The organism is Pantoea sp. BR_17, from assembly GCF_041955125.1.
GTDB lineage: Bacteria > Pseudomonadota > Gammaproteobacteria > Enterobacterales > Enterobacteriaceae > Pantoea > Pantoea stewartii.
This window is the reverse complement of record NZ_JAVAXT010000015.1, coordinates 67,547-86,698: the sequence shown is the minus strand read 5'-3', so window position 1 is coordinate 86,698 and position 19,152 is coordinate 67,547. Positions and strand designations below refer to the sequence as shown.

Sequence of the window (19,152 nt, the reverse complement as noted above, 5' to 3'; positions counted from 1 at the left end):
GCCACGCCAGACCACACATCTAATCAGACGTATTCTGACAGCGGTTCATGCCTGAATAATATTCCTGCGCCTGAGACGCGTAAAAAGAACAACGCGCAGCAAGCTTTTATCCAAACGCCATTATCGCGGAACGACAGTGCCCTCACGGTATTACCGGATTATCGCTGGCAGCCCAATCAAATTTAAAGACAACGCGGCCGATTTTGCTGACCGGGTCTCAGCCTGTGTTATCAGGAGAATCATGACTTCTTTAACGGAAAAACTGGTGCAGTGGCGGCGTGAACTGCATCAGCATCCCGAGCTCTCTCATCAGGAGTTTGCGACCACGGAACGTCTTACCCGTTGGTTACAGCAGGCGGATATTCGTCTGTTGCCCCTGCCGTTAACGACAGGTGTGGTGGTGGAGATTGGTCAGGGCGAGCCGCTGATTGCTTTTCGCGCCGACATTGACGCCCTTCCCATTGACGAGGCGGTGAATGTGCCCTGGAAATCTCAGCGGCCCGGCGTCATGCACGCCTGCGGACATGATATTCATACGTCAGTCATGCTTGGCGTTGCGCATCAGCTGAAACAGCAGGAAGCCGCCCTGCCTGGCCGGGTACGCATTCTTTTTCAACCCGCAGAAGAAACGTTCGACGGTGCCAGACAGCTGATTGATGCCGGTGCACTGACGGGCGTACAGGCTATTTTTGGCCTGCATAACGCGCCGGATTTGCCGCTGGGTACGCTGCGCACCCGCCCCGGCGCGTTTTACGCCAATGTTGACCGCTTTACCATTCGGGTGCTGGGTAAAGGTGCGCATGCCGCCCGACCGCAGGAAGGCATTGATGCCATCGTGATCGCCAGTCATATCGTTTCGGCACTGCAAACCCTACCGGCTCGCGTCTTTAGCGCGCTGGACACGGTGGTGTTAAGCGTCACCCGCTTTACCGCCGGCAATACCTGGAATGTGCTGCCAGAGCAGGTGGAACTGGAAGGTACGGTACGTACGCACAATGCGACCATACGTGAGCACATGCCTGAACGCATGACCGCGCTGATTCAGGGCATCGCGTCGGGCTTTGGCGCGCGCGCTGAACTGGCGTGGATAACGGGACCGCCTGCGCTGCTGAATACCCCGGAATGGGCCGACTTTGCCCTGCAACAGGCTGCCCAAAGCGGTTATCGCGCCGAACGGGCTGAAATACCGCTGATGGGAGGTGAGGATTTTGCCTTTTACCTGCAGCAGGTGCCGGGGGCATTTGTCAGCATTGGCAGTGCCAGTGAATCGGGGCTTCATCATCCGGCCTTTAACCCTGACGAAGCGCTGATGGGACCGGCTGTCGACTATTTTAGTCAGTTGGCTCCGCACGCCCTACGCCGGATTGCGGCGCGCAAGGAGGCATTGGCGCAACTGTTATAGAAAAACGGGCGTAATCTGTGTCTGAACAAGTTGACTGTTATCTGTTCTAATCGCTATCAGTTGAAAGTGAGGGGAACGATGGACGCCATTAAACAGATCTTAATCGACGAAATTAATACGCTAAACCGTGAAGGACGCCGCGATAATTTGCCGCGTTTCAGCTTCTCGTTTTTAAAAACCCATCCCGGACTGTGGGCAGTGATGTACCTGTGCTATGGCCTGTGCGTCGCGCTGATTTTTTCTACGGATATGCTGGGCTGGCCCGCGTTCTGGTTTGCGACGGCATTTGTGCTGGTGATGAGCTTTCTGATGTTGCTGGACATCAATCCTAAATACCGTTTTGAGGATATTGATGCTCTGGATCTGCGGGTTTGCTACAACGGCGAATGGTATTACGTGGAGCCCGTCCCTGAACAGGCGGTCTCCCGTATCCTGTCACTGCCGGATGCGCCAGAGCGTGTAAAAAGCGGCATTACCCGTTTGCTGAAGCAGAAAGGTGAAGTGGACTTTTACGATGTGTATTACCTGACCTGGGGACATCGTCAGGCCGCTCAGGTTTAATCCTGCGCCATCTCTGCCATTAACCTGCCCAGCGTGACCACCGCCGCCTCGGCCCGCGTATCCCACGGCCAGGCGGTGTTAAGCCGAAAACAGTGACTGAACTGTTCGCCTGCGGCAAACATCTGTCCCGGTGCAATACTGATCCCTTCTGCCAGCGCACGCTGATACAGCTGTGTGGTATTAATACTGTCTGGCAACGTCACCCATAAAAAATAGCCCCCCGCCGCGTCACTGACCGTTGACTGCGCAGGCAGCACCTTTATCAGGGCCTGGCGCGCCAGTTGCTGACGCTTAGCCAGACTTTGCCGCAGCCGTTTCAGGTGATTATCGTAACGTCGGGTCGCCAGGAAATCGGCTAACGCCAACTGCATCGGCGCGCTGGTCGAGAGTGTGCTCATCAGTTGCAGGCGCTGAATTCGCTGCGCATGCCGCCCGGCCGCGACCCAACCGACACGGAACCCCGCCACCAGCGATTTCGAAAAGGAACCGCAGTGCAGCACATTCCCCTGGCTGTCCCAGGCTTTAGCGGGCAACGGCGGTGTGCTGTTGTCGTCCCATAGCTCTGCGTAGACATCATCTTCAATCAATGGCACCTGATAGCGTTCCAGCAGGGCAACCAGTTGCGCTTTACGCGCCGGCGTTAAGGTCACGCCGAGGGGATTTTGCAGCGTGGTCATTAACCAACAGGCTTTAACCGGCCAGCGCTGAAGCGCGTCTTCAAGCTGTTGCAGGTCGATGCCGTGCTGGGTATCGCTCGGGATCGCCAGCGCCTTGAGCTTAAGGCGCTCAATGGCCTGCAGGGCACCATAAAAACTGGGCTGTTCGATCACCACATAGTCACCCGGTTCGGTGAGCGATTGCAGGCTGAGGTTCAGGGCTTCCAGTGCGCCGCTGGTTATCACGATTTCGTCGGGCGACAAGGTGATGCCCTGGCGGGCATAGCGCTGAGCCAGGAGCTGGCGCAATGTCGCGTTGCCCGGCGGCAGGTTATGCAGCGCATCCGTGGGCGTGAGCTGATGCGAGACATTTGCCAGCGAACGCATCAGCGGACGTTGCGGGAACAGCGCCGGATCGGGAAAAGCTGAGCCAAACGGCACAATGGCGGGATCGCGCGAGGCCTGTAACACATCGAACACGAAGTCATTAATATCGACCCGTTCGCTGATGGCAACGCTGAGCGGCGCGGCGGCAAGGGCACGGGGCGCGACGTAATAGCCTGACTGCGGACGCGAAACGATCCAGCCCTGACTTTCCAGCAGTTCGTAGGCATGCAGCACCGTCATCAGGCTCAGCCCCTGACGCGCGACCTGCTGGCGCAGCGACGGGAGCCGGGTACCCGGCGGCCAGATACCGGCTTCTATTTGCTGCTGAATGTCATCCATTAATCGCTGATATTTCGCCACGGCCTGTCGCTCCTGATGCAGAGGCGTCACTTTATCATGTTGATCAGCGCTAACAAAAATCCCTGGCGGGCCTTACACTTCCAGTGCGGCAGGCTCAGTAGCGTGCGGGCCGACAAACTCCTTCAGCTCATCGATCCGATCGGGTGGCAGCGGTTTGCCAAGCAAATAGCCCTGCAGCGTATTACAGCCAAGCTGGGTCAGAAACGCTTGCTGTTCCGACGTTTCCACGCCCTCTGCCACGACCTTTAACTGCAATGACTGCGCCAGTGCCACAATGGCCGACACAATGGTGGCATCTTCAGAATGATGCTCCAGTTCGTTGACGAAGGCGCGGTCAATTTTCAGCTCACTTGCAGGCAGGCGTTTAAGATACAACAGGCTGGAATAGCCGGTACCAAAATCATCAATCGAGGCTTTCACGCCCAACTGCGTCAGTTCAGTCAGAATCCGCACGCTTTCATCGGGATTACGCATGGCGGTGGTTTCGGTCACCTCCAGCGTCAACAGCTCCGCCGGAATCTGGTGTGTCGCCAGTGCCAGCTTAACGGTGTCGATCAGATTGCTTTGCTCAAACTGCAGCGCCGACAGGTTGACCGCGACTGACCACGTCTGATGGCCCTGCAGGTGCCACTGATGCAGCTGGCGACAGGCTTCGTTAATGACCCATCCCCCAATATTCACAATCATGCCGGTTTTTTCCGCTATCGGCAGAAAGCGATCCGGCGACAGCAGGCCATGCTGGGGATGCTGCCAGCGCAGTAGCGCTTCGAAGCCCAGAATCGGGCCGTGCGGTGCGCAGTATTTGGGTTGATAAAACAGGCGCAGTTCATCATTGTCCAGCGCATGCCAGAGGTCGTTGTTCAACTGTAACTGGCTCTGTGCCAGCAGATTCATAGAAGGCTGGAAAAAGGTGTAACCGTTTCGGCCATTGTTTTTGGTGTGGTACATCGCGGCATCGGCATTAAACATCAGCTCGCGCTCATCCTCGCCATCACCGGGATAGACAACAATGCCAATGCTCAGTGAGACCACCAGATCGTAACGCGAAATGGGGAACGGGCGGTCAACGGCCTTAACCAGCTGATCGGCGACCGCCGCCGCATCATTCGGCTCGGTAATTTCAATCAGCAGTACAAACTCGTCGCCGCCCAGACGTGCCAGCGTGTAGTAGCCTTTCATCTGGTCACTCATTCTTTTGGTGACGCTGATCAACAGGCTGTCACCGATGTGGTGACCAAAGGCATCGTTTACAGCCTTGAAGCCATCAAGGTCCATAAACATCAGCGCAAACTGCGTGCTTTCACGATTCGCTTTATTGATGGCCTGCTCAAGGCGATCTTCGAGCAGAATACGGTTTGGCAACCGGGTCAGGTTGTCGTGCAGCGCCAGTTGTGCCAGCTCACGGTTGGCTTCAGCCAGCGAGCTGGCCAGGATCGAGGTGCGCGCCTGCATACGGGCATCCAGCATGGAAACCAGCAGCGTAATCCCCAGTATGGCGAGGGTTACTACCGTGACGACAATCGCCAGCCAGTTGCTGTTGACGCCGGATGACATCGTGTGGCTTCCCATCGGGAACTCCGCCGCCATCATGCCGGTATAATGCATGCCGGCAATCGCGGCCCCCATTACGATAGAGGCACACAGCCGCAAGGCGGCAATTCGCCCCTGTGGGCCTTCGCGCAGTTTAAAAGCCAGCCACAGTGCGGCCACCGAGGCCACAAGGGCAACAACGACTGAAGCCGCGACCCAGCCCCACTTCCAGCGAATACCCGGTGAAAGCATCAGCGCGGCCATGCCGGTGTAGTGCATCGCGACAATGCCGCAGCCCAGGACAATCGCGCCGCCCAGCAAGCGGAACAGCGGCAGGTTGCCCTGGCAAACCAGCCACAAGGCGAAGATGGATGCGCACACCGCAATGCCGGCGGACAGCGCCGTCAGCGAGGCGTCGTAACTCATCATCATGTTCAGGTCCATGGACAGCATGCCAATGAAGTGCATGGCCCAAATCCCTATCCCCATGGCAAAGCCACCGCCAAAGAGCCACGCCAGGGCCACTTTACCGGTTGAGGTCGCAACCCGTCCCGCCATATCCAGCGCGGTGAATGAAGCCAGCATCGCCACTAAGACCGAAATGACGACAATGAATGAGTTGTATGAGGCCACTAACATAGTGATTTCCGAATAGCGCCGAACACGCCGCTGTTAAAGAGATGATGAAAAGGAATTTTCGCCTTGTTACCCTTTTATCGGCGCGGGAAACGACTAAATTAGGCTTTTTTAATAGCGCTTTCCGATACCTGCAAGCGTCCGGCTCAATCAATTCTTTTAGCTGGCATATGAGCCGCCGTTTTGCTGCCTGACCACAACGTTATGCCTGCACTGACGACCTTTACCGCACGGGCAGACAGCAGCTATTCAAAGATAGCGCATCTGCCGCTTTTCAGCCTCACATCCCGCATGCGCTTCTTTCTCATACCAAACTGACGGAGACATAACAGCGACACCACAGACAGGCAAAACAGTTCTGCGGCTCTGCGTCTTCAGCCCGTGATCGCCTGTCGATTCGCCGTTGCGGCAGGCAATGTAACAAAATAATAAAAAATTTATCGATGAGTTTCGCCACTTTGCCTGCGCTGATGTATAGTAAAAAAAACTAATATAAATCAGCGCCCCTTTTTCCTGGGGCGCTGGAGAGAGTGACGGCAGGTTGCTGTTATCTGGCGATTTAATGTTATTTTTTCGAGGTTTTTGCATTATACCATCAGGTGAAAAAGCACTGACCCTAAATAATCAGTAAGGAATGGTTATGAAATTCAAGCTTTTTCTGTTAGCTGCCGGTGTTGCTACCACCCTGCCGTCCGCGACGTTTGCTGCCACTACCACAGGTGCAATTAACGCTACGCTAACATTAACCACGGGATGTCTGGTGAACGGCCAGTCGGCCACCTCTGGCGTCAACTTCGGTTCGTTGAACTTCGGTAGCAGCGCAGCCACCTTTGGTACGTTGAACGCTACGCTGGTCGGCGCGGCGGGTAACGGCATCTATGTGCGCTGTACGACCGGCCAAACGTTTAACGTTCAGGTGACCAGCAGTAACGCAGCACCGGGAACCGTCTACGGTACCGTTTCTTCTGCGCCACGCTATCTGGTGCTGGGCGCCGATAATACTCAAGGCATCGCTTATACCCTCTACAGCGATGCGTCCTTTACGACCGCCATCGCCAACAACACGAATATTGCGCCCAGCGGGACGACCGATCCGACCCTCGGCACCAATTACGCGATCTATGGACGTGTGGTAGGCGGCGGATTTAATCCGGTGATCCCGGCCGGGACTTATACCGACACGATTAACGTTGCCGTGAACTATTAAGTGCCTGTGTTGGCGTAGATGCAGATGACGGTAAGACGGTCACCTGTTTCGTTCACCGCTGGCGGGTTGCTGCTGATCGTGTGTATGAATGGGTGGAGCATTACGACCAGCTCCACAACATTCCAGGTTTCAGCGTCAATCGTGGCAGGTTGCGTGATCTCCGGCACCAATACGGGGATCTTCGGCACGCTCAATTTTGGCACCCAGTCGGGGCTGGCCAGTAGCAGCGTCAGCGCCAGCTATGTACAAAGTTCCACGATTAACCTGGCCTGCACGCCGGGTACGACGCTGAGCATGACCATCAACGGCGGCAGCAATTACACCACGGCCCGTAACCTGAAGCTGGCGAACAATACCAACACGATTCCTTATTACCTCTACAGCAATGCTGCACACACCACGCCGATTCCGGTGAACACAGCCGTGCCATTGAGTTACAGCAACGCGAACAACATTACGTTACCTATTTACGGCTTGCTGCAATTACCCGGTCCGACAAGCGCCGGGGTTTATTCTGACACCCTCAGCGTCACGCTGACCTGGTGATGAAAAAGGAGCTTTACCATGCCATCCCTGCGTGCCCTGTTTTTTCTGTTCGCTTTTCTGGTGTTGCCTCAGGCTCAGGGTGCAAATTCCGTAATGATTTGGCCCATCGATCCGGCCATCGATCCGGAAGATAAGGCCAGTGAACTGTGGCTGGAAAACCGAGGCAATACTACCACGCTGATGCAGGTGCGCATTTTTGCCTGGCAGCAAACGAACAACCAGGAGCAGTATCAGACCCAGCAGCAGATTGTTGCCAGTCCCCCGTTAGTGCGCATTGAACCGGGGCAAAAGCAACTGGTCCGTCTGATTAAACAGATCCCGCCTGCCGCAGGACAGGAAATGGCCTATCGCGTTGTGCTGGATGAAATCCCCACGCCACGTGCCGTTGGCGATAATCAGGCCGGGCTCAATTTTCAGATGCGCTATTCGGTGCCGCTCTTTGTCTATGGCAACGGTCTGGTGCGCGACAATGCAAAACCCGCCCTGAGCTGGCGTCAGGTGAATGCGGGCGGTAAGCGCTACCTGGAACTGACGAATCGCGGTAACGGCCATGCCCGACTCAGCAATGTCACCATTGGTGGCCAGCGGCTCGGCAACGGCCTCTATGGTTATGTGCTGGCGAACAGCACACAGCGCTTTCCGCTCAGATCCGCCGTCAGCGGTGAACTGCGCGCAGAGACCAACACCGGACAGTGGCGCAGCGCCGCGGCGCAGTAAATCGCAATGAAGCCGTATTCCCCGCATCCCGTTGCGCTCGCCATTGCGAGTCTGTGTTGTCTGGTGCCCACGTTTGTGTGGGCAGAAACGTTTACGTCGCTTCCCCCGCCGCCGCCCGTTGACAACGGGGCCACGGGCCAGCGCTATATGCTGGAGTTGGTGGTGAATCAGCTGTCACGTGGCGATATTGTGCCCGTGGAGCAACAAAACGGCCACTTCCTGGTGCGGGCAGGCGACTTACAACGCGCGGGAATCCCGGCGGAGAAGATTCAGGGGCAACAGCAGGTCGATGTGAATCAGCTCGCCGGGGTCAACGTGGAGTACGACGATCGCCGTCAGCGCCTGTTGCTGACCGTGCCGCCCGGCTGGCTGCCTGAACAGACCATTGGTGAGGAAAGGAACGGGTCGCGCTTCCCCGGACGCGTGAGTACCGGGGCGCTGTTCAATTACGATCTCTATGCCACGCGCACCGATGTGGCAGGCACGCGTCTGGCCGCCTTTAATGAGCTGCGCGTGTTTGGTCCCGCCGGGCACTTCTCCAGCAATGGCGTTTTACAGCAGCAGCTGGAAGGACAGAATCGCTACCAGAATGACGGCTACATTCGCTACGACACCTGGTGGAGCAATGAAGATGAAAACGCCATACTGAGCTGGCGGGTGGGGGATCTGACTACCGATGCGCTGTCATGGAGCAGCAGCGTGCGGCTCGGCGGCATCCAGATTGCCCGCGACTTTAGCGTGCGGCCGGATCTGATCACCTATCCCTTGCCTGCCTTTTTTGGCCAGGCGGCGGTGCCGTCAACGGTGGATCTGTTTGTCAATGGCTACCGCTCTACTCAGGCGAATGTCCAGCCCGGCCCCTGGTCGCTCACTAACGTGCCTTTCGTTAACGGTGCCGGTGACGCCGTGATTACAACAACGGATGCGGTGGGTCGTCAGGTCGTCACGACGCTGCCGTTCTATGTGTCCAGTAACTTGCTCAAGCCAGGCCTGTCTGACTACGCCTTTTCAGCCGGTGCGCTTCGGCAAAATTACGGCATCAAAAACGCCGATTACGGTGCGGCCGCGATGAGCGGCTCGTGGCGCTATGGCCTGACAGACTGGCTCACACTGGAAACCCATGGTGAAGGGAGCCGCGATTTGGCCATGGGCGGCGCAGGTGCCCTGTTTAAAGTCGGCAGTTGGGGCGTGATCAACGGAGCCGCCGCACAGAGCCACCTGGACAGCGAGTCGGGCAATCAGTACAGCTGGGGTTATCAATACAACACCAGCCGTTTCAGCCTGGGCACTCAGCATACGGTGCGCAGCGCGGGCTTTGGCAACCTGGCGTTGGTGAGTAGCCAGAGCAACGCCCTCTATGCAGATAACCGCTACAGCCTGGCACGGCGCACGGCGCAGTACACCGCCAGCGTGTCGCTCAATCGCTATGGCAGTCTGGGCGCGGCCTGGATCGACATTGCCAGTGGCGATAACCAGCGTACCCGCCTGTGGAACCTCTCCTGGAGTAAAAATTTGTGGGGCAATGCCAGCCTGTATGTCTCCGCCAGCCGCGACAGAGAGCAGGGAGAATGGAGCGGCGCAGTCTCGCTGGTGATTCCGTTTGGTGAAAACAGTAATGCTTCCCTGAGCGTCGAACGCGATCAACAGGGTCAACAAAGCCAGCGGGCGTATTTATCCCGCGCCATGCCCAGCGATGGCGGATTCGCCTGGGATGCCTCCTGGGCGAACCAGGGCGGCAACAGTGGCGACTATCGCCAGGGCAGTCTGCGTTACCGCAATAACAAGATCGATACCTCTGCCGGCTTCTACGGCGATGACGACAACCTCACCCAGTGGGCCGATGTGTCCGGCTCGGTGGTGTTAATGGACAGCCAGGTGTTTGCCGCTAACACCATTAACGATGCGTTTGTGGTGGTGAAAACCCATTACCCTGACGTGAATGTGCGCTATGAAAATCAGTCGATGGGACGCACTGACCGCCAGGGCTATCTGCTGGTGCCGTCGATCAGCAGCTACTATCCCGCTAAATACGACATCGATACGCTCGATCTGCCCGCCGATATGACGGTGCCCAACGTCGAGCAGCGCTTTGCCGTTAAACGGCAAAGTGGGTTTTTGCTGAACTTCCCGGTCGAGCGGTTGCGCGCCGCCAGCGTGATACTGCATGACGGTCAGGATAAGCCGCTGCCCGTGTCCAGCCAGGTGATTCGGCCGGGACGGGCTACGGGCTATGTGGGTTGGGACGGTATTGTCTGGATGGAAGAACTGGGTGCCACCAATCCCATCCGCGTGATCGCCCCTGATGGTCGCGCCTGCGAAACGATCCTGACGTTGCCTGGCGGTCAGCCGCAGGCACTCAAAACGTATGGCCCGCTTACCTGCCCGTTGCCGCCGCTCCCCAGAGGCGCATCCGTGCCTAATCCCGATAACGCCACTGCCGGAATCACCCCATGAAAACGCTAATGTTGCTGCTTTGCCTGCTGCTGTTACCCTCGCTGAGTTATGCCGCCTGTGCCCTGCCCGCCTCCAGCGCCAGCTTTGGCAGTGTGACCACCTTTGTGGCTAACACCACGGTCAGTAGCACCTCGACCAATGCTGACGTCAACTGCGGGGCCGGCAGCGCGCTGTCGCTGCTGAGCAATAACCAGATCACCTTTCAGCTGACCAGCGCCAGCAACGCCAATGGGACGCGCGGCATCCTCAAACGGAGCGGCGATACCGGCAGCGACAACATTCCGGTGCGGTTATGTACCGACAGCGCCTGTGCCAGTGAGCTCACCATTGGCGGACCTGCGTTTGTCTACAACTCCGCCACCTTAATCAACCTGGCGGGATTGCTGGGTAGTCTCAACTTTGCCATTCCGGTCTATTTGCGCACCCTCACCGGGCAAACCGTGGCCGCCGGGACCTACACGGTGACGCTGAATATGACGGTCACCTACAACATCTGTACCAGCGTTTCGGCTGTTGGCCTGTGTCTCACACCGCAAACCGGCAGCGGCGTCATTCCCATTACTGTTACCGTGGTGCTCAGCAACGACTGTACCGCCATCACCGCGCCCAATATCAGCTTTGGCAGCGCACCGCTGGTCGCCAGTTTTGGCAGCGTGTCACAAACCATCAATGTCCTGTGCAGTAAAGGCAGCACCTATACAGTGGGGTTAAGCAACGGCAATAACGCGGTAAGCAGCGTACGTAATATGGCGAGTGGGACGAACCGACTGAGTTACGAGATTTATAAAGGAACGACCAGTAATCGCTGGGGACCGAGTGGCACGGAACGGGTAAGCAGCACGGCGGCGGATACCGTCAGTACCGATGGGCTGACGCGCAGCTACAACTACACTGCGCGTGTCCTCACCACCCAAAATACGCCGCCTGCAGGGAATTATACCGACAGCGTCGTGGTGGATATCGCGTTTTAGAGCGGCGCGCTGACGGGGGTTCCGCTATGGCGGGCGCGATACTGTTTCACCATGCGGCCAATCAGTAATGTCCCGATCAATCCACAAATGGCCGCAAAGGTCAGCCACGCGCCGGGCATCGCCTTATCGCCGCTGGCGTGGATCAGATAGCTGGAAACGGCGGGCGTGAAGCCACCGAACAGCGCCGTGGCCAGGCTGTAAGCCAGCGAGAAACCGGCGGCACGCACCTCGGCGGGCATAATTTCTGCCAGATAAACCACCATCGCGCCGTTGTAGCTGGCGTACAGGAAGGAGAGCCAGAGCTCCGCCGCCAGCAGGTGGCCGAAGCTCGGCGCGCCAACCATCCAGTGCAGCACGGGCCAGGCGGTGGCAATCATCAATACCGTAAACGTCAGCAGCAGCGGACGACGACCTACGCGGTCAGACAGCGCGCCCATCACCGGGAGCCAGAACAGGTTGGAAATCCCCACAAACAGCGTCACCATAAAGGCCTGTTTGTCACTCATCATTAATACGGTCTTGCCGAAGGTTGGGGTGAACGCGGTGATCATGTAAAACATCACCGTGGTAGTCACCACCATCAGCATACCGGCCAGCACCAGTGCCCAGTTACTGGCGACGGAACGCATAATGTCGGTCATTGATGGATGGTGTTTACGCTGACTAAAGGCTTCGGTCTCTTCCAGCATGCGACGAATATAGAACAGGAAAGGGACGATCAGGCAGCCCACGACAAACGGAATACGCCAGCCCCATTCGGTCACCTCATCATGTGAGAGCAGATGGTTCAGCCCCAGCCCCAGCAGAGCCGCGAAGATCACCGCGATTTGCTGGCTACCGGACTGCCAGCTGACAAAGAACCCTTTACGCCCTTTCGGTGCCACTTCGGCCAGATAAACCGAAACGCCGCCCAGTTCTACCCCGGCAGAAAAACCCTGCAATAAGCGACCAAGTAAAATGAGTATCGGTGCGGCAGCACCCAGGGTGGCATAACCCGGTACCAGTGCGATAGTCAGCGTGCCTAACGCCATCAGCCCAAGCGTTAACAGCAGTCCTTTACGACGGCCATGATGGTCAATGTACGCTCCCAGAATAATCGCCCCCAGAGGACGCATCAGAAAGCCGGCACCAAAGGTCATCAGTGTCAGCATTAATGAGGAGAAGGGATCGTCTCCGGGGAAAAAGGTTTTGGAAATGGCCGTGGCGTAGTAGCCAAACACCATAAAATCGTACATTTCAAGGAAGTTACCGCTGGTAACATTGAAAATGGTTCTGGCCGCACCTTTTGGCGGCTTTTGTAAAGTTTCACTTTGGCTCATAACTGCTTCCTTGGTTTTTTATCCCTTTTAGCCTGCCAGAGGTGAGATTAATGTGACCTCCATCACCATTGCACTTTACAAACTCTCTGGTTTAAGTAACAAGAAATTAACAGAAGGGTTACAGCAGCATAACTGCCTGCTCGGCGCAGGATTTGCCAGACAAGATGTGGCAAAAATTCAGGCATAAAAAAAGCGCGTCGGGCTGAACGCGCTGTATTACAAAACAAGGGATAAATGGATGAAGGAGAAACAGGCGAAACGCACTCAATGCAAGGCTGTGCAGGACGGGTTTAGCCTGCGCACATCAACGACGCGTTATTTTTTTACCGTTTCCATCCCCATCAGGCCGATCTTGAGATAACCCGCCGTGCGCAGTTCATCCATCACGCTCATCAGAGTTTCATAATCGACCGATTTGTCGGCCTGGAAGAAAATGGTGGTATCTTTGTTGCCTTGCGTCTGCTGCATCAACACGTTGATAAGCGCGTCCTTGTTCACCTGATCGTTACCTACGTAAAGCTGCTTATCGGCTTTAATCGAGAGATAGACCGGTTTTTCCGGACGCGGTTGCGGCGCACTGGTGGACGCGGGCAGATTCACACGCACATCCACCGTTGCCAGGGGCGCAGCCACCATAAAGATAATCAGCAGTACCAGCATCACGTCGATAAACGGCGTGACGTTGATTTCATGCATTTCACCATCGGTTTCTGAGCTGTCGTTAAATCGCATTGCCATAACGCTTACCCCAGACGCAGTTTTTGCGCGGCGGCAGGACGGCTGACCTCAGGCTGAGCCAGGTTTCCCAGGTCGATATCGCGGCTTTGCAGCAGCATGACCTGTGCGGCAACGTCGCCTAAGGAGGCTTTGTAATTAGCGATCATACGGGCAAACACGTTATAAATCACAACCGCCGGAATCGCCGCGACTAAACCAATGGCCGTCGCCAGCAGCGCTTCGGCGATACCCGGTGCCACGACCGCCAGGTTAGTCGTCTGGGTTTTGGCAATACCGATAAAGCTGTTCATGATGCCCCAGACGGTACCAAACAGGCCGACGAAGGGGGCCACCGAGCCAATCGTGGCCAGGAAGCCATTCCCGCGCCCCGCATGACGGCAGAATGCCGCAACCCGACGCTCAAGACGAAACGCAGTGCGTTCTTTAATGCCGCCGGTTTCTTCCACGCCTGCGGACAGTTCCAGCTCGTTTTGCGCATCATGTAACAGTACCGCGCTGTGGCTGGCCGCATGGAAGCTCTGGGAAGCGCGCGCGGCATCATTGAGACTGCGGGCTTCGCCTAATGCCAGCTGTTCACGCTTCAGGCGACGTCTGGCGGCGCTCAGCTCAGCGTACTTCCCGAAGAAAATGGCCCAGGTCACGACCGAGGCCAGTAACAGACCGATCATGACAACCTTCACCACAATATCGGCATGCTGATACATGCCCCACACGGAAAGGTCCGCTTGCATTAAATCACTGGCTACCACGCTGCTTCTCCAACTTCATATACAGGATGCGGAATAAGGGCAAATGATAGCAAAAATCAATCGAATTGATAGTGGTTCTCATTAGTATTTACAATCAAATAGCTGGACATCGCTGGAAGAAGGGATAACGCGTAGCCGTATCTGTTGCACCGTGTTGCCTGTATCCGGACAGTATGCAACGCAGCGATGAGGGCGGTCAGAAACTGCCTGGTCGATGGCTGATGCGCATGGAGAGTGAGTTGATCCGCAGCCCGCCCTGCTGAGCACGCTAACCGCAGACGCAGGGAAAGTGTTTTGTGGCGTTTAATAAGCCATCGGGCGTCATAATGGCGCGAGAAAAATAATTTTATCCGGTCCAGCATCAATCTGAATTTTCATTGTCAGATAAGCCAGCACGTAAAACATTGAGGCCGCCAGTCAGGGTTTGCCTGTTGTAAGTGGCCGTTGCGCAAACATAATGAAAACAGCCGATGAGTAACCTCTTTATCGCCAGCCTGATGACGTTTTTTCGTCGAATAAAGCAGCAGGGCCGCTGTGCTTCACATAACAGGATCGCTGCCTGCAATCGCCACGCTGATCGGCAATCCGTCCGGGCCCATCCGGAAGATGCGTCACTGAGTGCCGGCGCGCGCCGGTCCTCTTTGGTATCTGTACCAGGCGCTGAGGACTCGCCACAAATGCCGGGACGCCCAGCCTCTCTCTGGCTGTCGCGCGTCTTCCTGCTTATCTCACTGCTGTTGCCGGGTTCGGGCATGGTTTCACCCTGTTCAGGGGCGTGCTATGCCGCGACGAACACCTTGATTACGTTACACTTCTTCAGGCGCTGCTATGAATCGGGCAAGCCCTCATCCGGTATGGTGAAGTGTTTCAGTCGTCAGCTCCGCACGGTCGCGCTCATTCGCTTTATTCATGCTTCACGCAATGCGGCACCGCCGGGCAAACTGAAGCGTTTTCACTATGCGCATCACGCCGGTAAAAAGTCCGTCCGGCCGCCATTCCGTGCAGACAGCGGGGAAGCGCCAACACCGGTAAGTACGTCAACCTCCCCCCTGTTCCAGCCTGATACCTTACTGCGTCAGCGCCCTGCGCAACCGCTGCCGCCCTGCCTGAGTCAGGCAGACAACGCGGCACAGCAAAATCTGTTTGTGCCGCAACGGGACATGGACGCGGGCTTACTGCCCTGTCTGCATTGACCGCGGCTGGGCAGGTTAATGGATATCCCCCGGGCTGACGCCCCAGCGGGAGACGGTGCCGCTGTCCGCGCGCTGACGCTGCTGATAGCGTCCTTTCGCCGCAATCATTGCCACCGTCAGCAAGGCCGGAATCGCTAATACCGCAAAAATCGTGGTAACGCCCCATCCCAGCGCCAGCATTTCCGCGCCCGCCAGTGCACTCAGGATTGCGCCAACGCGCCCGACGCCGTGCATCCAGCTGGAACCGGTTGCCCGCGCCTCGGTGGGATAAAAGCTGGCCGACAGGGCATTCATTCCCGTGTTCGCGCCACCAATGCAAAAGCCTATCATCAGTGCGCAGCCGCCGAGCAACACCGGATGCGTCATCGACAGCCCCATACAAACAGTAAACAGTCCACCCGCACCGTAAATCAGCGATAAGGCACGATGCGATTCAATACGATCCATCAGCCAGCCGGAAAACAGAGAACCGCAGGTGCCGCCAGCCTGGAACAAGGCCGTAATAACCGCCGCCTGAACCACGCTAAAGCCGTTGTCTTTAATCAGCATCGGCAGCCAGCTGCCCAGGGTGTAAAACAGAAACAGTGCGGTGAAATAGGCGCCCCACAGCATCAGGCTGCCGAAGCGGTAGGTGTCATTGAGGACGACTTTCACAGGCTGCGCGTGAGCCCGACTGACCGGGGGCAACGCCACCGTACACTGTTGCAGATCCAGATCCGGGGCCAGTTTCGCCAGGATACGGTGAATTTTTTGGCTGGCCGCGCGCCTGACCACCAGAAAGCAGACCGACTCCGGCAGCGCCCACAGCAGTAACGGCACAAACAGGATCGGCAGGATGCCGCCCAGCAACAGCACAGCATGCCAGCCAAAGTGCGGCATCAGCCAGGAGGCGGCGAAACCGCCCAGTGCCGCGCCAAAAGTAAAGCCACAAAAAACGACGGTGATAAGAAAGGCGCGCCGTCTGGCCGGGGCAAACTCTGCCACCAGCGTCCCCACATTCGGCATCGCCGCGCCTAAACCCAGGCCGGTGAGAAAGCGAAACAGGACCATCTGTTCCATATTTTGCGAGAAGGCGGTGATCAGCGTCCACGCGCCAAAAAAGAACACGCTGTTAATGATGACCACTTTTCGGCCCAGCTTATCGGACAGCGGACCCGAGAGCATCGCCCCCAGCGCCAGTCCCACCAGCGCCGCGCTGATAATCAGCCCCAGTTCGCGATTCGTGATCCCCCAGTCTGCTTTTAATTCAGGGGCAATAAACCCCATGATGGCGATATCGAACCCATCAAGCGCGATGATGCAGAAGCCGAACAGCACCACCATCTTTTGCCACATCCCCAGCGGGCGGCTGTCGATTAACGCCCGAACATCAATTGCTTTGCTTTCCGCCACGGTGACTCTCCGGTGAAATAAGTAATGTGCAGTTACTATATGCAGGCGCTGCAGGGCAAGAAATGGCGATAATCGAAATTTCGTGCGTTTATCGCGCAACCTGCGCCCGTGCGGGCAGCTGAAATGCGTTAATGGCTTGTTAAAAATAAGGAATTTTCTGGAAAGTCTGTCTGGACTGTCCGGTGAGGATTGTGAGCGTGATCGGCGTGATGCCAGGAAGGGGAAAGAGAGAAAACGCGGGATTGGGGTAACGGGGCCAGTCAGCCTGGCCCCTGTGAATTACCGCATGGCGGTCAGCCGTACCGGCGCGTTTGCCGCACCGAAGCCGTGATAGCGACGCCGCCGCTCCAGTAGTTCAAAGAAAAAGCGCCCTTTTTCATAGGGTTCCGTATAGACGTGAAGCAGCTCTCCGCCCTGTTCATCGCGATCATACATCACGTCAAAGCGCTGTAACTGCGCCAGAAAATCCGGGTCGAGGTCAAAGCGCGCCAGCAGATCCTGATAATAGTTAGCGGGGATGCGCAAGGTTTTCAGGCCGCGTTCGCGGGCGGCTTTTACTGCGCTAAACAAATCGTCGCAACCAAACGCCACGTGCTGTAATCCCGCCCCCTGGTAGGTCGTCAACGCACGGGCGATCTGCGTTTCCCGGCTGACCGACATATTCAACGGCAGACGGATAGCATCATTCGGGCTGCGTAAAACGCGGCTGCGCACCAGCCCAAGCGGATCAGGCAGTTCCCATTCGGTATCCTGAACAAAGCCCGGTACGCTGCGCAGGAACATAATCCAGTTGTCGCGCGTTTCATCCGGCAACGCGATCGCCAGATGATCCAGGGTCTGCATCGCAGGCTGAGGCGCGCTGCGATGCGTTAAATTGAAATCACTGTGGTAACCGTCCTGACCGGCGGGCTCGTCTTCCACCAGATAAATCAGGCTGCCATCCGGCGCGCATAAAGCCGGTATCTGACGTTCATTCGGGCCGGTTTCGCCCTGCCAGATAGCGTAGCCATAATCCTGCGCCCGTTGAATCAGGTTCTCCACGCCGCGTACGCGCCAGGCCACTGCACAGAGGGAAATACCATGCTGATGGTAGTAACCGCTGGCCTGGCTGTCGGGCTGCGCATTCAGAATGACGTTGACCTTGCCGTTGCGATAAAGCGAAACCTGTTTCGAACGGTGCTCGCCCGCGTGCACCAGGCCAAGCTGCGTGAGCCACTGCCCTAACGCCAGCGCATCGTTATGGCTGACGGCAAATTCAATAAACTCCAGTGCCAGCAGCGGCGGCTGAGGCGCTGAGTGAAATAATTCTTCTCCCGCCAGTGAAGCCAGCGCGCTGGGCAGCAGCGGTTGTCTGACCAGCCAGTCGCGGGTTTGCTCCTCCAGCCACAACAGCGATCGGTAGCCGTCCTGCGCCGTCGGCACTACCGGTGAAGCGCGGAATCCGTCGTTAAAAATCTCCAGCGACCAGGCATCGCGATAGCCATGTGCTGACAGCTGCGTCATAAACTGCGTCAGATTCAGTTCCCCCTGGCCGGGGAAGCAGCGGAAGTGACGGCTCCAGGAAAGCACGTCCATTTTCAGCAGCGGCGCATCTGCCAGTTGCACGAACACTATTTTTTCGGGCGGCACGATGTCCAAGCCGTCAAGGCTGTCGCCGCGAGACAAAATATGAAAACTGTCGAGCACAATGCCAAAGGAGGGATGGTCCACCGCTTCCACGCGGGCCCAGGCATCACGCCACAGGCTGACATGTCGGCCCCAGGCCAGCGCCTCATAACCGAGGGTAATACCGTACTGCGCGGCCAGCTCCGCCAGCGCACGCAGATCGCTGACCTGGGTGTTGAAATCATCGCTGCAGTCGGGTGACACATTACTGCATACCAGCATCCGCTGGCAGCCCAGTTGCGTCATCACCTCAAACTTGCGCGCCGCACGGGCCAGATTTTGTGCCAGCCTGTCACGTGGGCCGCCTTCGAAGTCACGGAAGGGCTGGAACAGCAAAATTTCCAGCCCCAGCTCTTCGCACAGCTGGCGAATCTCCACGGGTGAGCCGGGATAATAGACTAAATCGTTATCGAAAATTTCGACACCATCAAAGCCGGCGGCCGCGATTGCGCGCAGCTTTTCCGGCAGCGTGCCCGATACCGAGACCGTTGCGACAGAACGTTTCATTATTGCCTCCTGATAAACGGTCACAGGGTGACCTTAAAGCAGCCAGTCAGCAGCGAGGCGTTCTGCTAACGGAGATTGGCAATTGTTATGAACCAGATGGAACATTTCGTCAATGTGACAGGTCATGATTTTTGGTTATGAGCACAGCTACGTTTTTTCACT

Annotated in this window: 17 protein-coding genes; 9 read left to right on the top strand and 8 right to left on the bottom strand. The window is 56.9% G+C overall.

Annotated elements, in window-relative coordinates; translation table 11 throughout:
* The first annotated feature begins 241 nt into the window (after positions 1-241).
* Positions 242-1,402 (top strand): amidohydrolase, encoded by a 1,161-nt coding sequence (locus RAC60_RS19965; RefSeq protein ID WP_164482573.1) that lies wholly within the window; start codon positions 242-244, stop codon positions 1,400-1,402.
* 78 nt (positions 1,403-1,480) lie between these two features.
* Positions 1,481-1,963 carry a YlaC family protein gene (locus RAC60_RS19960; protein ID WP_006118156.1) on the top strand — a complete coding sequence of 161 codons (483 nt, stop codon included), beginning with the start codon at positions 1,481-1,483 and terminating at the stop codon, positions 1,961-1,963.
* Here the strand turns inward: RAC60_RS19960 and RAC60_RS19955 are convergent.
* From RAC60_RS19955 to RAC60_RS19945, 3 genes are all read right to left on the bottom strand, one after another.
* Positions 1,960-3,366, bottom strand: a complete 1,407-nt coding sequence (locus RAC60_RS19955) for a PLP-dependent aminotransferase family protein (RefSeq protein ID WP_054633191.1) — start codon at positions 3,364-3,366, stop codon at positions 1,960-1,962. The genes RAC60_RS19960 and RAC60_RS19955 overlap by 4 nt on opposite strands.
* A gap of 72 nt (positions 3,367-3,438) precedes the next feature.
* Positions 3,439-5,535, bottom strand: a complete 2,097-nt coding sequence (locus RAC60_RS19950) for a bifunctional diguanylate cyclase/phosphodiesterase (protein WP_205955664.1) — start codon at positions 5,533-5,535, stop codon at positions 3,439-3,441.
* A gap of 246 nt (positions 5,536-5,781) precedes the next feature.
* On the bottom strand, positions 5,782-6,120 hold the full coding sequence (locus tag RAC60_RS19945) for a hypothetical protein (RefSeq protein WP_375094204.1): 339 nt from the start codon (positions 6,118-6,120) through the stop codon (positions 5,782-5,784).
* Between the two features lie 52 nt (positions 6,121-6,172).
* On the opposite strand from RAC60_RS19945, the gene RAC60_RS19940 reads away from it, so the two are divergent.
* Genes RAC60_RS19940 through RAC60_RS19920 form a run of 5 tightly spaced genes read left to right on the top strand, consistent with a single transcriptional unit; the run spans position 6,173 to position 11,427 of the window.
* Complete coding sequence (locus tag RAC60_RS19940) at positions 6,173-6,739, top strand: spore coat protein U domain-containing protein (protein WP_006118158.1); 567 nt, start codon at positions 6,173-6,175, stop codon at positions 6,737-6,739.
* A gap of 24 nt (positions 6,740-6,763) precedes the next feature.
* Positions 6,764-7,285 (top strand): spore coat U domain-containing protein, encoded by a 522-nt coding sequence (locus RAC60_RS19935; protein WP_006118159.1) that lies wholly within the window; start codon positions 6,764-6,766, stop codon positions 7,283-7,285.
* Positions 7,286-7,303: 18 nt separating this feature from the next.
* The gene (locus tag RAC60_RS19930; protein WP_006118160.1) at positions 7,304-8,002 is read left to right on the top strand and encodes a molecular chaperone; all 699 of its coding nucleotides are present in this window, start codon (positions 7,304-7,306) and stop codon (positions 8,000-8,002) included.
* A 6-nt stretch (positions 8,003-8,008) separates the two neighbouring features.
* A complete protein-coding gene (locus RAC60_RS19925) occupies positions 8,009-10,456 on the top strand; it encodes a fimbria/pilus outer membrane usher protein (RefSeq protein WP_039342188.1) in 2,448 nt (815 codons plus the stop codon).
* On the top strand, positions 10,453-11,427 hold the full coding sequence (locus tag RAC60_RS19920) for a spore coat U domain-containing protein (RefSeq protein WP_039342185.1): 975 nt from the start codon (positions 10,453-10,455) through the stop codon (positions 11,425-11,427). The genes RAC60_RS19925 and RAC60_RS19920 overlap by 4 nt, the downstream gene beginning before the upstream one ends.
* Here RAC60_RS19920 and RAC60_RS19915 read toward each other — a convergent pair.
* Positions 11,424-12,746 carry an MFS transporter gene (locus tag RAC60_RS19915; protein WP_006118162.1) on the bottom strand — a complete coding sequence of 441 codons (1,323 nt, stop codon included), beginning with the start codon at positions 12,744-12,746 and terminating at the stop codon, positions 11,424-11,426. The genes RAC60_RS19920 and RAC60_RS19915 overlap by 4 nt on opposite strands.
* Positions 12,747-12,798: 52 nt before the next feature.
* On the opposite strand from RAC60_RS19915, the gene RAC60_RS19910 reads away from it, so the two are divergent.
* Positions 12,799-12,933 carry a hypothetical protein gene (locus RAC60_RS19910; protein WP_255421309.1) on the top strand — a complete coding sequence of 45 codons (135 nt, stop codon included), beginning with the start codon at positions 12,799-12,801 and terminating at the stop codon, positions 12,931-12,933.
* A gap of 128 nt (positions 12,934-13,061) precedes the next feature.
* Here RAC60_RS19910 and exbD read toward each other — a convergent pair whose 3' ends face one another.
* The gene (gene exbD / locus RAC60_RS19905) at positions 13,062-13,484 is read right to left on the bottom strand and encodes a TonB system transport protein ExbD (RefSeq protein WP_006118163.1); all 423 of its coding nucleotides are present in this window, start codon (positions 13,482-13,484) and stop codon (positions 13,062-13,064) included.
* Between the two features lie 5 nt (positions 13,485-13,489).
* Positions 13,490-14,215 carry a tol-pal system-associated acyl-CoA thioesterase gene (gene exbB / locus RAC60_RS19900; RefSeq protein ID WP_193750319.1) on the bottom strand — a complete coding sequence of 242 codons (726 nt, stop codon included), beginning with the start codon at positions 14,213-14,215 and terminating at the stop codon, positions 13,490-13,492.
* 695 nt (positions 14,216-14,910) lie between these two features.
* Between exbB and RAC60_RS19895 the strand changes: the two genes are divergently transcribed.
* Positions 14,911-15,426, top strand: coding sequence for a hypothetical protein (locus RAC60_RS19895; RefSeq protein WP_226375065.1), 516 nt, complete (start codon positions 14,911-14,913; stop codon positions 15,424-15,426).
* Between the two features lie 15 nt (positions 15,427-15,441).
* Here the strand turns inward: RAC60_RS19895 and RAC60_RS19890 are convergent, their stop codons facing one another.
* Both RAC60_RS19890 and RAC60_RS19885 read right to left on the bottom strand, forming a co-directional pair.
* Positions 15,442-16,818 carry an aromatic acid/H+ symport family MFS transporter gene (locus RAC60_RS19890; protein ID WP_162285897.1) on the bottom strand — a complete coding sequence of 459 codons (1,377 nt, stop codon included), beginning with the start codon at positions 16,816-16,818 and terminating at the stop codon, positions 15,442-15,444.
* Positions 16,819-17,097: 279 nt separating this feature from the next.
* Positions 17,098-18,990, bottom strand: a complete 1,893-nt coding sequence (locus RAC60_RS19885) for a bifunctional sugar phosphate isomerase/epimerase/4-hydroxyphenylpyruvate dioxygenase family protein (protein WP_162285896.1) — start codon at positions 18,988-18,990, stop codon at positions 17,098-17,100.
* Positions 18,991-19,152: the final 162 nt, after the last annotated feature.

What these genes read in the sequence shown, in the direction of transcription:
- RAC60_RS19965 (WP_164482573.1), top strand. Translation starts at nt 242, where the DNA reads ATGACTTCTTTAACGGAAAAACTGGTGCAGTGGCGGCGTGAACTGCAT.
- RAC60_RS19960 (WP_006118156.1), top strand. Translation starts at nt 1,481, where the DNA reads ATGGACGCCATTAAACAGATCTTAATCGACGAAATTAATACGCTAAAC.
- RAC60_RS19950 (WP_205955664.1), bottom strand. Translation starts at nt 5,535, where the DNA reads ATGTTAGTGGCCTCATACAACTCATTCATTGTCGTCATTTCGGTCTTA.
- RAC60_RS19945 (WP_375094204.1), bottom strand. Translation starts at nt 6,120, where the DNA reads ATGCAAAAACCTCGAAAAAATAACATTAAATCGCCAGATAACAGCAAC.
- RAC60_RS19940 (WP_006118158.1), top strand. Translation starts at nt 6,173, where the DNA reads ATGAAATTCAAGCTTTTTCTGTTAGCTGCCGGTGTTGCTACCACCCTG.
- RAC60_RS19935 (WP_006118159.1), top strand. Translation starts at nt 6,764, where the DNA reads ATGACGGTAAGACGGTCACCTGTTTCGTTCACCGCTGGCGGGTTGCTG.
- RAC60_RS19930 (WP_006118160.1), top strand. Translation starts at nt 7,304, where the DNA reads ATGCCATCCCTGCGTGCCCTGTTTTTTCTGTTCGCTTTTCTGGTGTTG.
- RAC60_RS19925 (WP_039342188.1), top strand. Translation starts at nt 8,009, where the DNA reads ATGAAGCCGTATTCCCCGCATCCCGTTGCGCTCGCCATTGCGAGTCTG.
- RAC60_RS19920 (WP_039342185.1), top strand. Translation starts at nt 10,453, where the DNA reads ATGAAAACGCTAATGTTGCTGCTTTGCCTGCTGCTGTTACCCTCGCTG.
- RAC60_RS19915 (WP_006118162.1), bottom strand. Translation starts at nt 12,746, where the DNA reads ATGAGCCAAAGTGAAACTTTACAAAAGCCGCCAAAAGGTGCGGCCAGA.
- exbD (WP_006118163.1), bottom strand. Translation starts at nt 13,484, where the DNA reads ATGGCAATGCGATTTAACGACAGCTCAGAAACCGATGGTGAAATGCAT.
- exbB (WP_193750319.1), bottom strand. Translation starts at nt 14,215, where the DNA reads ATGCAAGCGGACCTTTCCGTGTGGGGCATGTATCAGCATGCCGATATT.
- RAC60_RS19895 (WP_226375065.1), top strand. Translation starts at nt 14,911, where the DNA reads ATGCCGGGACGCCCAGCCTCTCTCTGGCTGTCGCGCGTCTTCCTGCTT.
- RAC60_RS19885 (WP_162285896.1), bottom strand. Translation starts at nt 18,990, where the DNA reads ATGAAACGTTCTGTCGCAACGGTCTCGGTATCGGGCACGCTGCCGGAA.